Annotated in this window: 16 protein-coding genes; 13 read left to right on the top strand and 3 right to left on the bottom strand. The window is 46.6% G+C overall.

What is annotated here, in order from left to right; all coding sequences use genetic code 11:
• The first annotated feature begins 1 nt into the window (after nucleotide 1).
• The 7 genes from ribD (at nucleotide 2) to pgpA (ending at nucleotide 5,619) form a co-directional block, all read left to right on the top strand.
• The gene (gene ribD / locus F0265_RS16910; protein ID WP_171749784.1) at nucleotides 2-1,108 is read left to right on the top strand and encodes a bifunctional diaminohydroxyphosphoribosylaminopyrimidine deaminase/5-amino-6-(5-phosphoribosylamino)uracil reductase RibD; all 1,107 of its coding nucleotides are present in this window, start codon (nucleotides 2-4) and stop codon (nucleotides 1,106-1,108) included.
• Nucleotides 1,109-1,110: 2 nt separating this feature from the next.
• Nucleotides 1,111-1,761, top strand: coding sequence for a riboflavin synthase (locus tag F0265_RS16905; RefSeq protein ID WP_006957921.1), 651 nt, complete (start codon nucleotides 1,111-1,113; stop codon nucleotides 1,759-1,761).
• A gap of 80 nt (nucleotides 1,762-1,841) precedes the next feature.
• Nucleotides 1,842-2,951: a bifunctional 3,4-dihydroxy-2-butanone-4-phosphate synthase/GTP cyclohydrolase II gene (gene ribBA, locus F0265_RS16900; RefSeq protein WP_171749783.1), complete on the top strand. Its 1,110-nt coding sequence runs from the start codon at nucleotides 1,842-1,844 to the stop codon at nucleotides 2,949-2,951.
• Between the two features lie 177 nt (nucleotides 2,952-3,128).
• Nucleotides 3,129-3,599, top strand: coding sequence for a 6,7-dimethyl-8-ribityllumazine synthase (gene ribE / locus F0265_RS16895; RefSeq protein ID WP_004415274.1), 471 nt, complete (start codon nucleotides 3,129-3,131; stop codon nucleotides 3,597-3,599).
• Nucleotides 3,599-4,066, top strand: a complete 468-nt coding sequence (gene nusB / locus F0265_RS16890) for a transcription antitermination factor NusB (RefSeq protein ID WP_006957918.1) — start codon at nucleotides 3,599-3,601, stop codon at nucleotides 4,064-4,066. The genes ribE and nusB overlap by 1 nt, the downstream gene beginning before the upstream one ends.
• A gap of 66 nt (nucleotides 4,067-4,132) precedes the next feature.
• Nucleotides 4,133-5,098, top strand: coding sequence for a thiamine-phosphate kinase (gene thiL / locus F0265_RS16885; RefSeq protein ID WP_171749932.1), 966 nt, complete (start codon nucleotides 4,133-4,135; stop codon nucleotides 5,096-5,098).
• 14 nt (nucleotides 5,099-5,112) lie between these two features.
• Nucleotides 5,113-5,619, top strand: a complete 507-nt coding sequence (gene pgpA, locus F0265_RS16880) for a phosphatidylglycerophosphatase A (RefSeq protein ID WP_171749782.1) — start codon at nucleotides 5,113-5,115, stop codon at nucleotides 5,617-5,619.
• 115 nt (nucleotides 5,620-5,734) lie between these two features.
• On the opposite strand, the gene F0265_RS16875 is transcribed toward pgpA, so the two are convergent.
• The 3 genes from F0265_RS16875 to map all read right to left on the bottom strand — a co-directional run bounded on the left by F0265_RS16875 (nucleotide 5,735) and on the right by map (nucleotide 9,869).
• Nucleotides 5,735-6,118 carry a DUF3461 family protein gene (locus F0265_RS16875; protein WP_171749781.1) on the bottom strand — a complete coding sequence of 128 codons (384 nt, stop codon included), beginning with the start codon at nucleotides 6,116-6,118 and terminating at the stop codon, nucleotides 5,735-5,737.
• Nucleotides 6,119-6,265: 147 nt separating this feature from the next.
• On the bottom strand, nucleotides 6,266-8,887 hold the full coding sequence (gene glnD / locus F0265_RS16870) for a bifunctional uridylyltransferase/uridylyl-removing protein GlnD (protein ID WP_171749780.1): 2,622 nt from the start codon (nucleotides 8,885-8,887) through the stop codon (nucleotides 6,266-6,268).
• A gap of 103 nt (nucleotides 8,888-8,990) precedes the next feature.
• On the bottom strand, nucleotides 8,991-9,869 hold the full coding sequence (map, locus tag F0265_RS16865; RefSeq protein WP_006957913.1) for a type I methionyl aminopeptidase: 879 nt from the start codon (nucleotides 9,867-9,869) through the stop codon (nucleotides 8,991-8,993).
• A 361-nt stretch (nucleotides 9,870-10,230) separates the two neighbouring features.
• Here map and rpsB point away from each other — a divergent pair, with 361 nt between their 5' ends.
• From rpsB to F0265_RS16835, 6 genes are all read left to right on the top strand, one after another.
• The gene (rpsB, locus tag F0265_RS16860) at nucleotides 10,231-10,959 is read left to right on the top strand and encodes a 30S ribosomal protein S2 (RefSeq protein WP_171749779.1); all 729 of its coding nucleotides are present in this window, start codon (nucleotides 10,231-10,233) and stop codon (nucleotides 10,957-10,959) included.
• 132 nt (nucleotides 10,960-11,091) lie between these two features.
• A complete protein-coding gene (gene tsf, locus F0265_RS16855; RefSeq protein ID WP_006957911.1) occupies nucleotides 11,092-11,934 on the top strand; it encodes a translation elongation factor Ts in 843 nt (280 codons plus the stop codon).
• Nucleotides 11,935-12,115: 181 nt separating this feature from the next.
• Nucleotides 12,116-12,847: a UMP kinase gene (gene pyrH / locus F0265_RS16850; protein WP_006957910.1), complete on the top strand. Its 732-nt coding sequence runs from the start codon at nucleotides 12,116-12,118 to the stop codon at nucleotides 12,845-12,847.
• A gap of 101 nt (nucleotides 12,848-12,948) precedes the next feature.
• Nucleotides 12,949-13,506 (top strand): ribosome recycling factor, encoded by a 558-nt coding sequence (frr, locus tag F0265_RS16845; RefSeq protein ID WP_019276443.1) that lies wholly within the window; start codon nucleotides 12,949-12,951, stop codon nucleotides 13,504-13,506.
• 96 nt (nucleotides 13,507-13,602) lie between these two features.
• Entirely contained in the window at nucleotides 13,603-14,358 is a 756-nt protein-coding gene (uppS, locus tag F0265_RS16840; RefSeq protein ID WP_065741279.1) for a polyprenyl diphosphate synthase, read from the top strand.
• Between the two features lie 11 nt (nucleotides 14,359-14,369).
• The gene (locus F0265_RS16835) at nucleotides 14,370-15,212 is read left to right on the top strand and encodes a phosphatidate cytidylyltransferase (RefSeq protein ID WP_006957907.1); all 843 of its coding nucleotides are present in this window, start codon (nucleotides 14,370-14,372) and stop codon (nucleotides 15,210-15,212) included.
• Nucleotides 15,213-15,219: the final 7 nt, after the last annotated feature.

The raw sequence follows: 15,219 nt of genomic DNA, 5'->3' as shown, positions 1-15,219 counted from the left end.
CATGTCTGAATTCACCCCTCAAGATTATCAAATGATGTCGCGTGCGATTGAATTGGCTAAAGGCGGCATCTACACCACGGCACCAAACCCGAATGTTGGTTGTGTTATTACCCTTGATGGCGACATCGTCGGTGAAGGCTTTCACTACCGCGCTGGCGAACCCCATGCGGAAGTACATGCATTAAGAATGGCAGGCGATAAGTCTGTGGGGGCGACCGCTTATGTCACCCTTGAGCCTTGTTCTCATTACGGCCGCACCCCTCCATGCGCTGAGGGTTTGATCAAAGCTAAAGTGGCGAAAGTGATTTGTGCCATGGAAGACCCAAACCCACAGGTGGCGGGGCGTGGCATTAAAATGCTGCGTGATGCGGGTATTGAAGTTCAGGTTGGATTGCTAGAAAGCGATGTGATGGCTCTGAACTCTGCTTTCATCAAACGGATGAAAACCGGAATGCCATTTGTGCAGCTGAAAATGGCCGCAAGCCTCGATGGCCAAACCGCGCTGAGTAATGGTCAAAGTCAGTGGATCACGTCTCCTCAGGCAAGGCAGGATGTACAAAACTACCGTGCTCAAGCCGGCGCTATCTTATCGACAAGCAAAACGGTGATTGAGGACAATGCATCGCTGAATGTTCGTTGGTCTGAGCTACCTGAGTCTGTGCAGGCTAAGCTGCCTGAAAGTGATGTGCGCCAGCCTGTCAGAGTGGTGTTGGATCGTCAGCAGCAGCTATCTTCCGAACTCAAATTCTATTCGACTGACGGTGAGCGTATTGTCATCTCTGCACAAGGCGATGTAGCTCTCTTACTTAATGACTCAGAGCAAATCGATTTGAAATCAACATTTGCAAATTTGGTCTCCCATCACAATATTAATCATCTCTGGGTTGAAGCGGGTGCCACTCTGGCAAGCAGTCTGATTAAAGAAGGCTTGGTGGATGAGTTAGTATTGTATCTAGCGCCTAAAATTATGGGCAGTGACGGCCGAGGATTATTCGGTGCACTTGGCCTAGAATCGATGGCAGAGGTCATTGAACTCGATATTCAAGATATCAGACAAGTTGGCCAAGACATTCGCCTTGTAGCCCGACTTAAGAACAAAGAAGCGTAAATATGTTTACAGGAATTATTGAAGCTGTTGGGACGCTAACAGCAATTACTCCAAAAGGTGAAGATATTAGTGTCACCGTTGAAGTGGGTAAGCTGGATATGTCAGACGTCAAACTCGGCGATAGCATAGCAACGAACGGCGTGTGTTTGACGGTTGTGGATTTCAATTCAACCAGCTATAGCGCCGATTTGTCGTTAGAAACATTGAACAAAACTGGGTTCACGGATTACCAAGTAGGTGGCAAGGTCAACCTCGAAAAAGCCATGCTGCCAACCACACGCTTTGGTGGTCATATTGTTTCTGGTCACGTGGATGGCGTTGGTGAAATTACTGAACGCAATCAGGTGGGGAGAGCGATTGAGTTTTGGGTTTCCATGCCTGAAGAGCTATCTAAATATGTGGCTGAGAAAGGCTCCGTTACTGTGGATGGTATCAGCCTGACGGTGAATGCTCTGCGCAAAAATGCCTTTAAACTTACGATAGTGCCACACACCGGCGAAGAAACGACCATCGCAGATTTCCACGTTGGACGAAAAGTGAATTTGGAAGTGGACGTATTAGCACGTTACATGGAACGTTTACTGACCAGCCAAAAAGAGCAGCCAGAATCGCGTTTGACCATGGAGTTTCTCCAGCAAAACGGTTTTGCATAAATTAACCGACGCCCAGCCTAAAACGCTGGGCGTTGACACAGAATAAAGTCGCCAAGTGCCCAGATAACAGGAACAGAGAAATGCCAATTAGTACGCCTCAAGAAATCATCGAAGACATTCGCTTAGGGAAAATGGTCATCCTGATGGATGACGAAGATCGTGAAAATGAAGGCGATCTAATCATGGCGGCCGAACATGTCACTCCAGAAGCGATCAACTTCATGGCAACTCACGGCCGTGGCCTGATCTGCCTGACGATGACCAAAGAACGTTGTGAGCGTTTAGGCTTGCCACCTATGGTTCAGGATAACAATGCCCAGTACACGACTAACTTCACTGTTTCTATTGAAGCGGCGGAAGGCGTGACAACAGGTATTTCAGCAGCAGATCGTGCGCGCACCGTGCAAGCTGCGGTTGCAAAAGACGCCAAAGCGGCGGACTTGGTTCAACCAGGACATATTTTCCCACTTGCCGCACAAGACGGTGGTGTCCTGACTCGTGCTGGCCACACTGAAGCAGGTTGTGACTTGGCGCGTCTGGCTGGTTTTGAACCTTCTGGTGTGATTGTTGAAATCCTCAATGACGACGGCACAATGGCTCGACGCCCAGATCTAGAAATCTTCGCTGAGAAACACGATATTAAGCTAGGCACTATTGCTGATTTGATCGAATACCGCAACAACACAGAGACCACTATCGAGCGTGTTGCAGAGTGCAAATTGCCAACAGAATACGGCGAATTTGAACTGGTGACCTTCCGCGATACTATCGACAATCAGGTCCACTACGCGCTGTGCAAAGGCAATGTGCAAGAAAACGCCCCATTGGTTCGAGTACACCTTCAAGATACGTTTACTGACCTACTGCGTAGCGACCGTAATGCTGAAAGAAGTTGGACGCTAGATAAAGCAATGAAGCGCATTGGTGAAGACGGTGGCGTCTTGGTGATTCTTGGTAACGAAGAATCAACGGATCTGCTTATCCACCGCGTGAAAATGTTTGAAGCGCAAGATAAAGGTGAAGCGCCAACCTTGGCGAAGAAGCAAGGGACATCACGACGTGTTGGTGTCGGCTCGCAGATTTTGGCGGATTTGGGTGTGCATGACATGCGTCTACTTTCTTCAACCAATAAGAAATACCACGCTTTGGGTGGTTTTGGTCTTAATGTGGTTGAATACGTTTGCGAGTAAGCAGGTAGAAAGTAACTAGATTGGATAAGAAGGCAAAGGGTGATGAACCAATTGCCTTCTTTGTTTTTAACGCCGTTCTGCTAATTGAGGAATGCTAAATTTCCATTAGATATTGCTCACAGATTTGTGCTAGAATCCGGCGATTCTCACTTGATGAACATAGTTAAAGGAAGGCTTATGAAAGTGATCGAGGGTGGCTTCCCAGCGCCAAACGCAAAAATTGCTATCGTTATTTCTCGTTTCAACAGTTTTATTAACGAAAGTCTATTGTCTGGTGCAATCGATACTTTAAAGCGTCATGGACAAGTCAGCGAAGATAACATCACCGTTGTTCGCTGTCCGGGTGCGGTTGAACTTCCATTGGTAGCTCAGCGCGTAGCAAAAACAGGCAAGTTCGATGCGATCGTATCACTAGGTACTGTTATTCGTGGCGGCACACCTCACTTTGACTATGTTTGTAGTGAATGTAACAAGGGCCTTGCACAGGTGTCTCTGGAGTACAGTCTTCCAGTGGCGTTTGGTGTACTGACCGTTGATACAATTGACCAAGCTATCGAGCGCGCAGGAACCAAGGCTGGTAATAAAGGTGCAGAGGCTGCACTAAGCGCACTTGAAATGATTAACGTTCTATCTGAAATCGATTCCTAATGGGGGCCAGTGTGAAACCAGCCGCACGTCGTAATGCACGTCGATTCGCTCTACAAGCGATCTACTCATGGCAAATTACTAAAGAAAATGTTGCCACTATTGAAGAGCAGTTCTTATCTGGTGGTAAGTATGATGAAGAAGAGCATCATGCTGCTGAGCCAGCGCTTGTTGCACCAGATACTGACGTTGCATACTTCCGTGACCTGCTAACAGGTGTTGTGCTAAGTCACACAGAGCTAGACAGCAAGATTCGTCCTTACACTGCTCGCCCAATGCAAGATTTGGACATGATGGAGCTGGCTTTGCTTCGTCTTGCTATGTATGAAATGACGCGTCGTGAAGATGTGCCTTACAAAGTGGTAATCAATGAAGCAATCGAACTGGCTAAAGTGTTCGCTGCTGAAGAGAGCCACAAGTTTGTCAACGGTGTGCTAGATAAAGCCGCACCACACGTTCGCAAAAAATAAGCCGAATTGATAGAAAAAGGTCAGCAAATGCTGGCCTTTTTTATGCCTAACGTTACATTGAGTACTATGTCTGGTGAATTTAATTTAATCGAAAAGTATTTCGTTGGCCGACAGGCGTCACGTAAAGATGTCCTGCTGGCGGCCGGTGATGATTGCGCCTTAGTTAAAGTACCTGAGGGGCTTTCTGTCGCGATCAGCACAGATACGCTGGTGTCAGGGACTCATTTTCTTGAAAATGCCCCCCCTGCTTGGGTCGCTCATAAAGCGTTAGCATCCAACATCAGTGACCTTGCCGCCATGGGCGCGACACCAGCATGGGTGTCATTTGCCTTGACGATGCCTGAACCCGATGAGGCTTGGTTAGCGCCTTTCTGCGATGCATTTTTTGAGCTTGCGGATTATTATGGGGTGCAGTTGATTGGTGGTGACACCACTAAAGGCCCGTTAAGTTTAACGCTTACAGTGCAAGGATTGGTTGACCCAGATAAGGCACTACGTCGTGACGGCGCTCAAGTGGGTGATTGGGTTTATGTAACGGGTGATTTAGGAGACAGCAAAGCCGGTTTGGATATTGTCCTCAACCCGGAACTGAAGTCTCAGCCTTTTGCTCAGGAATTAGAACAACGCCACTATCTCTCGACACCTCGCGTTTTGGTTGGTCAAGCACTCCTTAATCTCGCCAGCTCAGCTATCGATATTTCAGATGGTTTGATTTCAGATCTGCAACACATTCTGAAACGTTCTTCTGTTGGGGCAAGCCTTGACGTCTCGCTGTTACCTGTCTCTAATGCTCTTATCCAATTTACGGGCACTTTAGCTAAAGCTCAGCAATATGCCTTGTCCAGCGGGGAAGAGTACGAATTGTGCTTTACGGTACCTGAGCATAATAAAGGCTCTATCGACAGTGCTCTTGCGCATTGTGGCGCTAAGATTACCTGCATTGGTCAAATACGACCACAAGGGACGTTTGAGTTGCACCAGCAAGGGCAAGCATTAGATTGGGTGTTGCAAGGCTATGATCACTTTAAATAATTCTAAGTAGTACAATGACAAATCCACTTTTACTCATCTCATTGAAAAACCCGTGGCACTTACTCGCTACAGGCTTTGGCAGTGGCCTTTCTCCTGTCGTACCAGGTACGATGGGGACGTTGGCTGCAATCCCTTTCTACTTCTTTCTGGTTCAGTTACCTTTACCTGTATACATAGTGGCGGTGATTGCCTCTTGCCTGATTGGTATCAAAATATGTCAGGTGACCTCGGACGACATGGGTGTGCACGACCATGGTTCTATCGTATGGGATGAATTCGCCGGCTTTTGGATAACCATGCTGGTGGTGCCATTGTTTCAACTTTCAGCAACGGATTGGAAATGGCTGCTGACCGGGTTCGTGCTGTTTCGTTTCTTTGATATGGTCAAGCCATGGCCGATTGGCTGGTTAGATAAGCGTGTTCACGGCGGCTTAGGTATTATGCTGGATGATATCGTCGCGGGTATCATGGCAGGTGTGGCGCTTTACTTTGTGGGAAAATACGCAGGCTGGCTCGTCTAGTTTGATACGGTGAGAGAGTAGGCTTTAAGCTCCCCAAAACCTAAAAGAAAAGGGCTGATGCTCTCACATCAGCCCTCCAAATTGTTTTAATTCTCGAAGCGATTTCGCTAAGTCTTTATTTAAGTTTTTCTAGATCAGCTTCGATCTCTGTGATCTTACTTGAAACCACTTTCTCTAAGTGACGAAGATCGGACAGAATCTTTTGCTTCACATCCACTTCAGCGAGTTTCTCTGGCTTGGTGAGTTTGTTCAGCTCATCGATCACTAGAGTCAGGTTGCGATTAATTTCGGTCACTTCTTTGTACTTATGGCTTCCGCTGTCCACAAGAACGTTTTTAACCTGACGGGGATATTTGAACTTTACGCTTTTAGCGAATAACTCGCCTTTCTGCTTGTAGAAATAGATCTTTAACACATCCTTGTGCGCTTCTTGGCGTAGTGAATAGCGCTCAATCTGTTTAGGATCGTGAATACCTAAACCAGTGAGGTGTGGAAACATAGGCTACCTCTTTGTGTTGATTCAAAATCACCCCGCGCACTTATGAGCAGGGTGTACAAATATTGTTAACATCAATAATGTAGCAGCCTAATCACGTTGTAGATAGCTGATTTTTAGTACACCTTTGCAACTTGTGGGCAAGATCGCTTACGGCGCCAGCTCGGCCACATTGGCGGTCAAACTTTCCCTAAGTTGCGCTTCTTGCTCTTCGGTTAGCTTGCCGCCTTGCTCACCAGTGATGATAAACAAATCCTCTGCTCGCTCACCAATGGTGGTGATTTTTGCTGCATGAAGGTGAAGGTCTAAATCCGCAAAAGTCGCCCCGACGGTTGCCAGTAACCCGGGGGTATCTAAGGCGACAAATTCCATTAAAGTGCGTTTTTTGCTCTTTGTTGGTAGGAAATCGACCCGTGTTTTGACTTTAAAGTGCTGAAGATTACGTGGCACACGGCGGTTTTTAATCTTTGTTGGCCTGCCATCTTTCAATACGTGGGCTAAATGTTTAATCACGGCCTTGTGACGACTTTCATCAACCGCCTGACCGTGTTGATCCAAGACCATAAAAGTATCGAGTACATAGCCATCTTTACTGGTCATAACCTGAGCGTCATGAACGTTAAAATTGCGTCTATCCAGCTCGGCCACCACTGTTGCGAATAAGGCGTGTTGGTCACGGCTATAGACAAACACTTCCGTGCCTCCTCGGGTCGCTTTCTTTGAGACTAAGATCAGCGGTTTGGCATGATCCTCATGGCGCAGCAGGTGCATACAGTGCCAAGCGATCTGCTTGTGGGTGTGGCGGAGAAAGTAATCCGCTTTGAAACGCTGCCACAGCACTTCAATTTCTCGCGCACTAAACCCTTCTTTGCGTAATAGGGCAGAGGCAAGCTGTTGGTTGTGGCGAATACGCTCTCTCACGTCAACAGGGTTCTCCAGCCCGCGGCGCAATGCTCGTTGCGTGGAGTAGAAGAGCTCTGCCAATAGGGTCCGTTTCCAGCTGTTCCATAGTTCGGGGTTAGTCGCGCAGATATCGGCTACGGTTAAGCACACCAGATACTCAAGGTATTCTTCGTCACGTACCTGTTTGGCAAATTCAGTGATCACCTCTGGATCATAGATATCGCGGCGTTGCGCAGTGACTGACATAAGCAGGTGATGTCTGACTAGCCAAGCGACCAATTTGGCTTCTGGTTTCGACAGGCCGTGCTCGATACAAAAGCTGTAGGCTTCCCCCTCACCAATTACTGAGTGGTCGCCGCCGCGCCCTTTACCGATATCGTGGAAAATAGCCGCGATGATCAACAACTCTTTCTTTTGAATACGCGGGTACACTTCGCAGCAGATAGGGTGCTTGTCGTAATTCTGTGAGTTGCCAAAAGTGTTGATGTGTTTGAGTAACCTAACGCTGTGTTCATCGACGGTGTACACATGAAACAGATCAAACTGCATCTGACCAACAATCTGGCTCCATTGTGGTAAGTAAGCGGCGAGGACACCAAGCTTGTGCATTAAGCTGAAAGCCTTGTGCAGAGCGTTTGGGTGGCGACAAAGCTCTATAAACTTTTCTCGCGCCTCTGGAATGGTATGGAGGAACTTGTTCAGGCGGCGACGAGCGGTTCGGAGTTGACGTAGCGTCGGTGGTGCAACCCCTTCAATGCTCGAGTCGTTAGCGATATGAAGGAACATATCGAGAATGGTTTCTGGACGAGCTTGGAATAAAGCTGGCTTTCGAGCTTCGATTAAATGACCACGACGCTGAAAGTCTTCACTAAGGATCTCAGGTTGACATTCAACCCCATTGTTTAAAATGGCCTGGTCAAACAGCTTTAGCAGCATTTTGTTGAGTTCAGCCACGCGCCTGAGCGTGCGGTAGAACTCCTTCATCATCATTTCAACGCCGCGATTCCCTTCACCTTCAAAACCCAGACACTCAGCCACTTGAGCCTGGTGGGCAAAGGTCAGACGATTATCGTACCTTTTCAGATGCAAATGCAGTGCAAAGCGCACTCGCCAGAGATAATCCTGACACTCAACCAGCTCACGATATTCAGCGTCGGTTAGAAAGCCATACTTGCTCATTTCAAGCAAAGACGTCGCACCAAAATGGCGTCTGGCAACCCAGCTCAAGGTATGGATATCGCGCAGGCCGCCCGGTGTCGATTTGATGTCAGGCTCAAGATTGTATGTGGTGTCATGGTATCTGGCGTGACGGCTACGCTGCTCCTGAATTTTCGCTTTGTAAAAGGTTTCACTTGGCCAAAACGATTCGGAATGAATTTCTAACTTTAATTTTTGGAAAGTCTCTTCACAGCCGCACAGTAATCTGGCTTCCTGTAAGTTGGTGGCAACAGTGAGATCGTCGCGACCTATAGCCGCACATTCTTCAACCGTTCGTACCGCATGACCTATTTCGAGTCTAAGATCCCAGAGTAAGGTAATGAATTCACTGACTTTGCTCGCTAGGTTATCAGGCAAGCTATGGCGAGAAACGATCAAAATATCGATATCCGACAGTGGATGAAGTTCGCCCCGTCCATAGCCACCGACCGCCACTAAGCTGATATTCGGCAGGTCGGAAAAGCCAAAGTGTTGCCACAGGCGGTTGAGAAGTAAGTCAATATAATCAGAGCGACCTAAAACGAGGTCGGTCACAGGGTGATGTTCGAGAAATTCCTGCTTCTGATAGAGAGCAAATTGCTCCAGTTGAGATTTGAGCTCATTGACTGAGATCTGATCATCTTCGAATGTCAGAGGAGACTGAAAGGGCATACCGCGAGTCCGTGCTAAATATCCATTAGATACCAATCTATCAAAATGGCGCTGATAAAAAAATATCCCCGTAAAACGGGGATATTAAATCAATAAAATCGGATTAGACGTTGTTCATTATACGAGGGATGGTGTCGTCACTGCGTAGAGTCATGACTTCACAGCCAGTTTTGGTGACCAGCAACGTATGCTCGTATTGTGCTGACTTCTTGCCGTCACCAGTATAGACAGTCCAGTCATCTTCAGCATCGACTGTGACGCCAAACTTGCCCGCGTTAATCATCGGCTCGATAGTAAAGCACATGCCTTCTTGAAGAACACGGCGATCGTTGTTCTTGTAATGGACAATCTGTGGTTCTTCGTGGAACTCATTACCGATACCATGACCACAGAAGTCTTTTACAATAGAGAACTTATTACGTGGGTTCTTTTTGTTGTTTTCTTTAATGTACTTTTCAATCGCAGTACCAATGTCACCGACAGTTGCTCCTGGTTTTACCTTGCGCATTCCCACATACAGTGCTTCTTGCGTGACCATACACAGGCGCTTATCAGCCGGAGACACATCACCGACGAAGAACATCTTAGATGTGTCGCCATGATAACCCTGCGGGCGCACACTGAGGTCGGCATTTTCATCGTTAGGAACAATGACAGTAATATCAACGTTGATGATGTCTCCGTTTTTCAAAACGGCAGGTTTCGGCTGACCATTGCTACCCACTTCGTCTTCTGACGCTGGGATACCGTGACACACAATGTGGTTGATTGAAGTACAAATGGATTTAGGGAACCCGTGGTAATCAAGAGGGGCAGAGTAAGCGCCTTTTTCGATCCCGTAGTCGTGACAAATTTGGTTCAACTCATCTGTCGTTACCCCTTCTTTAATGTGAGGTTCGATCATTTCTAGGATTTCAGCGGCCAGTGCGCCTGCGATTCGCATGCGCTCGATTTCTTCAGCGGTTTTGATCTTGATTGACATCGGTTTTCTCTATTTCATTCAGTGGCACTCTATGGTGCGAATGGGCGCATTCTAGCAGGAACCGTACATAATGAGAATGATTCTTCATGTAGCTCTATACGCAAGCTGGCAATGAGAGAGCTAGCCTGTGCAATGAATAATCGTTTTTTACTAGCCATTAAGGGCAAAAATATGGTATAAAGCGCGCCGGAAATGTGGTCTGTTCTCTCTGCTTGGTGAAACCTCGCGGCGAAGCTGACGACTTCCAATTAACTTATATCTTTAAATCACACACATTCCGTCACATATTCCGGGGTGCTGGGCAGAAGCCTAGTCGGAGTTATGGGGGATGTGGAGGCCTAACCCCATAGAGGATTTTAAAATGGCAACTGTATCAATGCGCGATATGCTTAAAGCTGGTGTTCACTTCGGTCACCAGACTCGTTACTGGAACCCAAAAATGAAGCCATTCATCTTTGGTGCTCGTAACAAAGTTCATATCATCAACCTAGAAAAAACTGTACCAATGTTCAACGACGCTCTAGCTGAGCTAGCTAAAGTTGGCGAAAAGAAAGGTAAAGTTCTATTCGTAGGTACTAAGCGCGCTGCATCTGAAGCTGTTAAAGAAGCTGCTATTGCAAGCAACCAGTTCTACGTTAACAACCGCTGGTTAGGCGGTATGCTAACAAACTACAAAACTGTTCGTCAGTCTATCAAGCGTCTAAAAGACCTAGAAGCACAGTCTCAAGACGGTACTTTTGACAAGCTAACTAAGAAAGAAGCTCTAATGCGTACTCGCGAAATGGAGAAGCTAGAGAAATCTCTTGGTGGTATCAAAGATATGGGCGGCCTACCAGACGCTCTATTCGTAATCGACGCTGATCACGAGCACATCGCAGTTAAAGAAGCAAACAACCTAGGTATCCCAGTTTACGCTGTAGTTGATACTAACTCTAACCCAGATGGCGTTGACTTCGTTATCCCTGGTAACGATGACGCAATCCGTGCGGTACAGCTATACCTAAACGCTGCTGCTTCTGCAGTAACTGAAGGTCGTAACAAAGATGTTGCTGTAGCTGCTGAAAAAGACGGTTTCGTAGAAGCTGAATAATAGCGGCTCCGCGTCACACTTGGTCTATGTGAAATCTAGTTGTCGCATAAACTAAGTTATAGTTATCAGCAGGGGCCGAAAATGTAGGCCCCTGTTTTTTACCAAATCCAGATTTAAACTGAGGAATAGAGAATGGCTGTTACTGCTGCTCTAGTTAAAGAACTGCGCGACCGTACTGGCGCAGGCATGATGGAATGTAAGAAAGCGCTAGTTGAAACTAACGGCGACGTTGAACTAGCAATCGAAAACATGCGTAAATCAGGTGCTGCGAAAGCTGCTAAGAAAGCAGGTAACGTTGCGGCTGAAGGTGCAATCATCATCAAAGAAGACAACGGTGTATCAGTTCTTCTTGAAGTTAACTGCCAAACTGACTTCGTTGCTAAAGATGCTAACTTCACTGCATTCGCAGAGAAAGTTGCAGCAGACGCTCTAGCATCTAAAGCTTCTGTTGAAGAGCTAGTAGCTAAATTCGAAGAAGAGCGTGTTGCTCTTGTTGCTAAGATCGGCGAAAACATCAACATCCGTCGCGTTCAGTACGTTGAAGGTGCTGCAATCGCTTCTTACCGTCACGGTGAGAAAATCGGTGTAGTTGTTGCTGGTGAAGGCGACGCTGAAACTCTTAAGCACGTTGCAATGCACGTAGCTGCTTCTCGTCCAGAGTACGTAAACCCAGAAGACGTACCTGCTGACGTAGTAGAAAAAGAGAAAGCTGTTCAAGTAGAAATCGCTATGAACGAAGGTAAACCAGCTGAAATCGCAGAGAAAATGGTTGTTGGCCGCATGAAGAAATTCACAGGCGAAATCTCTCTGACTGGTCAAGCTTTCGTTATGGAACCTAAGAAGTCTGTAGGCGAAATCCTGAAAGAGCGCGGTGCTTCAGTAGCTACATTCGTTCGCCTAGAAGTAGGTGAAGGTATCGATAAAGGCGAAGAAATGAGCTTCGCTGACGAAGTAGCAGCTGCTCAAAAAGGTTAATCCTTAGAGAAGCGCATAAAGTTTAGACCGTAGCCAAGGCTGCGGTCTTTTTACGACTGGCGTCTAAACGATTAACCGTGATGAATGGGCAAGAACTCAGCGTTTTTCAGAATAGAAAATGCATCTCTTGTCCATCCATGACTGTTAATCAACAACAACTCTCTTTTGGAAGGTAAACTCCATGACTACGAACCCTAAACCAGCGTATCAACGTATTCTGTTAAAACTGAGTGGTGAAGCACTTCAAGGCGAAGAAGGTTTTGGTATTGATCCTGCGATCTTGGATCGTATGGCTCAAGAAGTAAAAGAACTGGTTGAACTGGGTGTTCAGGTCGGTGTGGTTATCGGTGGTGGTAACTTGTTCCGTGGTGCTGGTCTTGCTGAAGCGGGTATGAACCGTGTTGTTGGTGACCACATGGGTATGTTAGCAACAGTAATGAACGGTTTGGCGATGCGTGACGCTTTGCACCGTGCATACGTCAATGCTCGTGTTATGTCTGCAATCCCACTAAAAGGTGTGTGTGACGATTACAACTGGGCAGACGCAATCCGCGAGTTGCGCCAAGGCCGTGTTGTTATCTTCTCAGCAGGTACAGGTAACCCATTCTTCACAACAGATTCTGCTGCATGTCTACGCGGAATTGAGATTGAAGCTGACGTAGTTCTAAAAGCGACAAAAGTTGATGGTGTATTTACGGCTGACCCAGTAGCCAACCCTGACGCAGAGCTGTATGATAACCTGAGCTACGCAGAAGTTCTTGATAAAGAACTAAAAGTGATGGATTTAGCAGCATTTACACTGGCTCGTGACCATAAAATGCCAATCCGCGTATTCAATATGAACAAACCAGGCGCACTACGTCGCGTGGTAATGGGTGAAGCAGAAGGCACTCTGATTAGCACTGCTGAATAATTCATTCAACCGCAGCGTGACTAATTCATGCTGCGGCATTGCCTTTTGAAGAATCCTGATTAGGCTTTCTTCTAAAAAGAATTACACATTAAGGTGATATTGTGATTAACGAAATCAAACAAGACGCTCAAGAGCGCATGGAAAAAAGCGTAGAAGCGCTAAAGAACAACCTTTCTAAAGTACGTACAGGTCGTGCTCATCCAAGCCTACTTTCTGGTATCTCGGTAGAGTACTACGGTGCGCCGACTCCTCTAAACCAGGTAGCAAACGTAGTAGCAGAAGATGCTCGTACACTAGCAATCACAGTATTCGATAAAGAGCTAACGCCAAAAGTTGAGAAAGCGATCATGATGTCTGACCTAGGCCTAAACCCTATGTCTGCAGGTACTATCATCCGCGTTCCACTTCCACCGTTAACCGAAGAGCGTCGTAAAGATCTCGTGAAAATCGTTCGTGGCGAAGCTGAAGGTGGTCGTGTGGCTATCCGTAATATCCGTCGTGATGCGAACGGTGAACTAAAAGCGCTACTGAAAGATAAGGAAATCTCTGAAGATGAAGATCGTAAAGGTCAGGACGAGATCCAGAAAATCACTGATGCAGCTGTTAAGCAAGTCGATGAAGTATTAGCGGCAAAAGAAAAAGAGTTGATGGAAGTTTAATTCCATCTAGACTCTGGATACAGAGAACGCTGTGCTCGCAGCACAGCGTTTTTTTATGCTACTCTTTGTCCCCTGCTGGTAATCATAAATCCTTGTATGCAAAACTCTCAACTCTCACCAGAATCACTTCCTAAACATATTGCAATCATCATGGACGGCAATGGCCGCTGGGCGAAAGCGCAAGGCAAACCGCGTGTATTTGGCCATAAAAATGGTGTTGCAGCCGTTAGAAAAGCGATTTCTACCTCTGCCAAGCTAGGCATTAAAGCCATTACTTTGTTTGCTTTCAGTAGTGAAAATTGGCGTCGCCCAGAAGAAGAAGTGGGTGTTTTGATGGAGCTGTTTATTACAGTTTTGTCGACAGAAGTAAAAAAACTGCACAAAAACAACCTACGTTTGCGTGTGATTGGTGACACAAGTCGATTCAATGAGCGTTTGCAAAAGAAAATTGCCCAGGCTGAAGCATTAACGGCGGATAACAGCGGGATGGTCATCAATATTGCGGCCAACTACGGTGGCAAGTGGGATATTGTTGAAGCAACTAAAGTCATCGCAGAAAAGGTATCAAAAGGTGAGCTCAGTGCTGATGAGATTGATGAAGCGCTAATCACACAACACCTGACAATGTCAGATTTACCTGAAGTTGATTTGCTGATTCGAACCAGTGGTGAATGCCGAATCAGTAACTTTATGCTGTGGCAAATGGCTTACGCTGAGATGTATTTTACGCCAATTTACTGGCCAGAGTTCGATGAAAACAGCTTGATTGAAGCAGTGACTTGGTTTGTTAATCGAGAGAGACGATTCGGTTGTACCGGTGAACAAATCAAGGCATTGATGGAAAGCGATTAAAGGAATCAAGTTTGAAACAAAGAATTATAACCGCGCTTATCCTTGCTCCATTAGTGATACTCGGCATTTTTGAGCTATCGCTTCCCTTATTCATGCTCGCGATTGCAGCCGTGACAGTGATTGGGTATTGGGAATGGACTCAGTTTGTTGATTATAAAACACGTCTTACCGCGTTAATCCCCGGTCTTTTAGTCAGTGTTGCAACACTGACCCTGCTTCCTTTTGATGCTCTGAGCTTAAACGCGGTGACTGAAGGCCATTTAGCAGTACTGCTGGCGGGGGGCGTCTGGTGGTTGGCTTCCAGCAGTTTAGCCATCACTTACCCTAACTCAGCCAAATTCTGGCAGCACTCCAACGTGCTTCGTCACCTGTTTGGTATTTTGACCTTGCTCCCCTTTTTCTGGAGTGTCTTATTGCTTAGAGCGGAAGGCATCAATCAAGATACCTATCACGGGGCTAAACTTGTTCTGTTTGTATGTTTTATTGTTTGGGCAGCAGACAGCGGTGCCTACTTTGCCGGAAAGAGCTTTGGTAAGCGAAAAATGGCCCCTCATGTCAGCCCGAATAAAACAATTGAAGGTTTGATTGGTGGCATTGTTACTGCGATTGCTGTTGGTTGGGCAACGGCGAATTGGTTTGAAATTGAGTTCAGCAGCCCCGTGGCAATGGTGATGATTACGCTAGTAACCGTAGTGATATCTGTTCTGGGAGATTTAGTTGAAAGCATGTTCAAGCGTGTGTCTGGTATCAAAGATAGCAGCAACATCATTCCAGGCCACGGCGGTGTACTGGACCGAATTGACAGTCTGACAGCTGCGTTTCCGGTCTTTGCTCTTCTATACTTCATATTCTAATTTATAA

Origin of the sequence: Vibrio sp. RE88, from assembly GCF_013113835.1 — a bacterium.
Taxonomy (GTDB): Bacteria; Pseudomonadota; Gammaproteobacteria; order Enterobacterales; family Vibrionaceae; genus Vibrio.
Note: the sequence above shows the minus strand (reverse complement) of the source record. Positions and strands in the feature narration are given on the sequence as shown.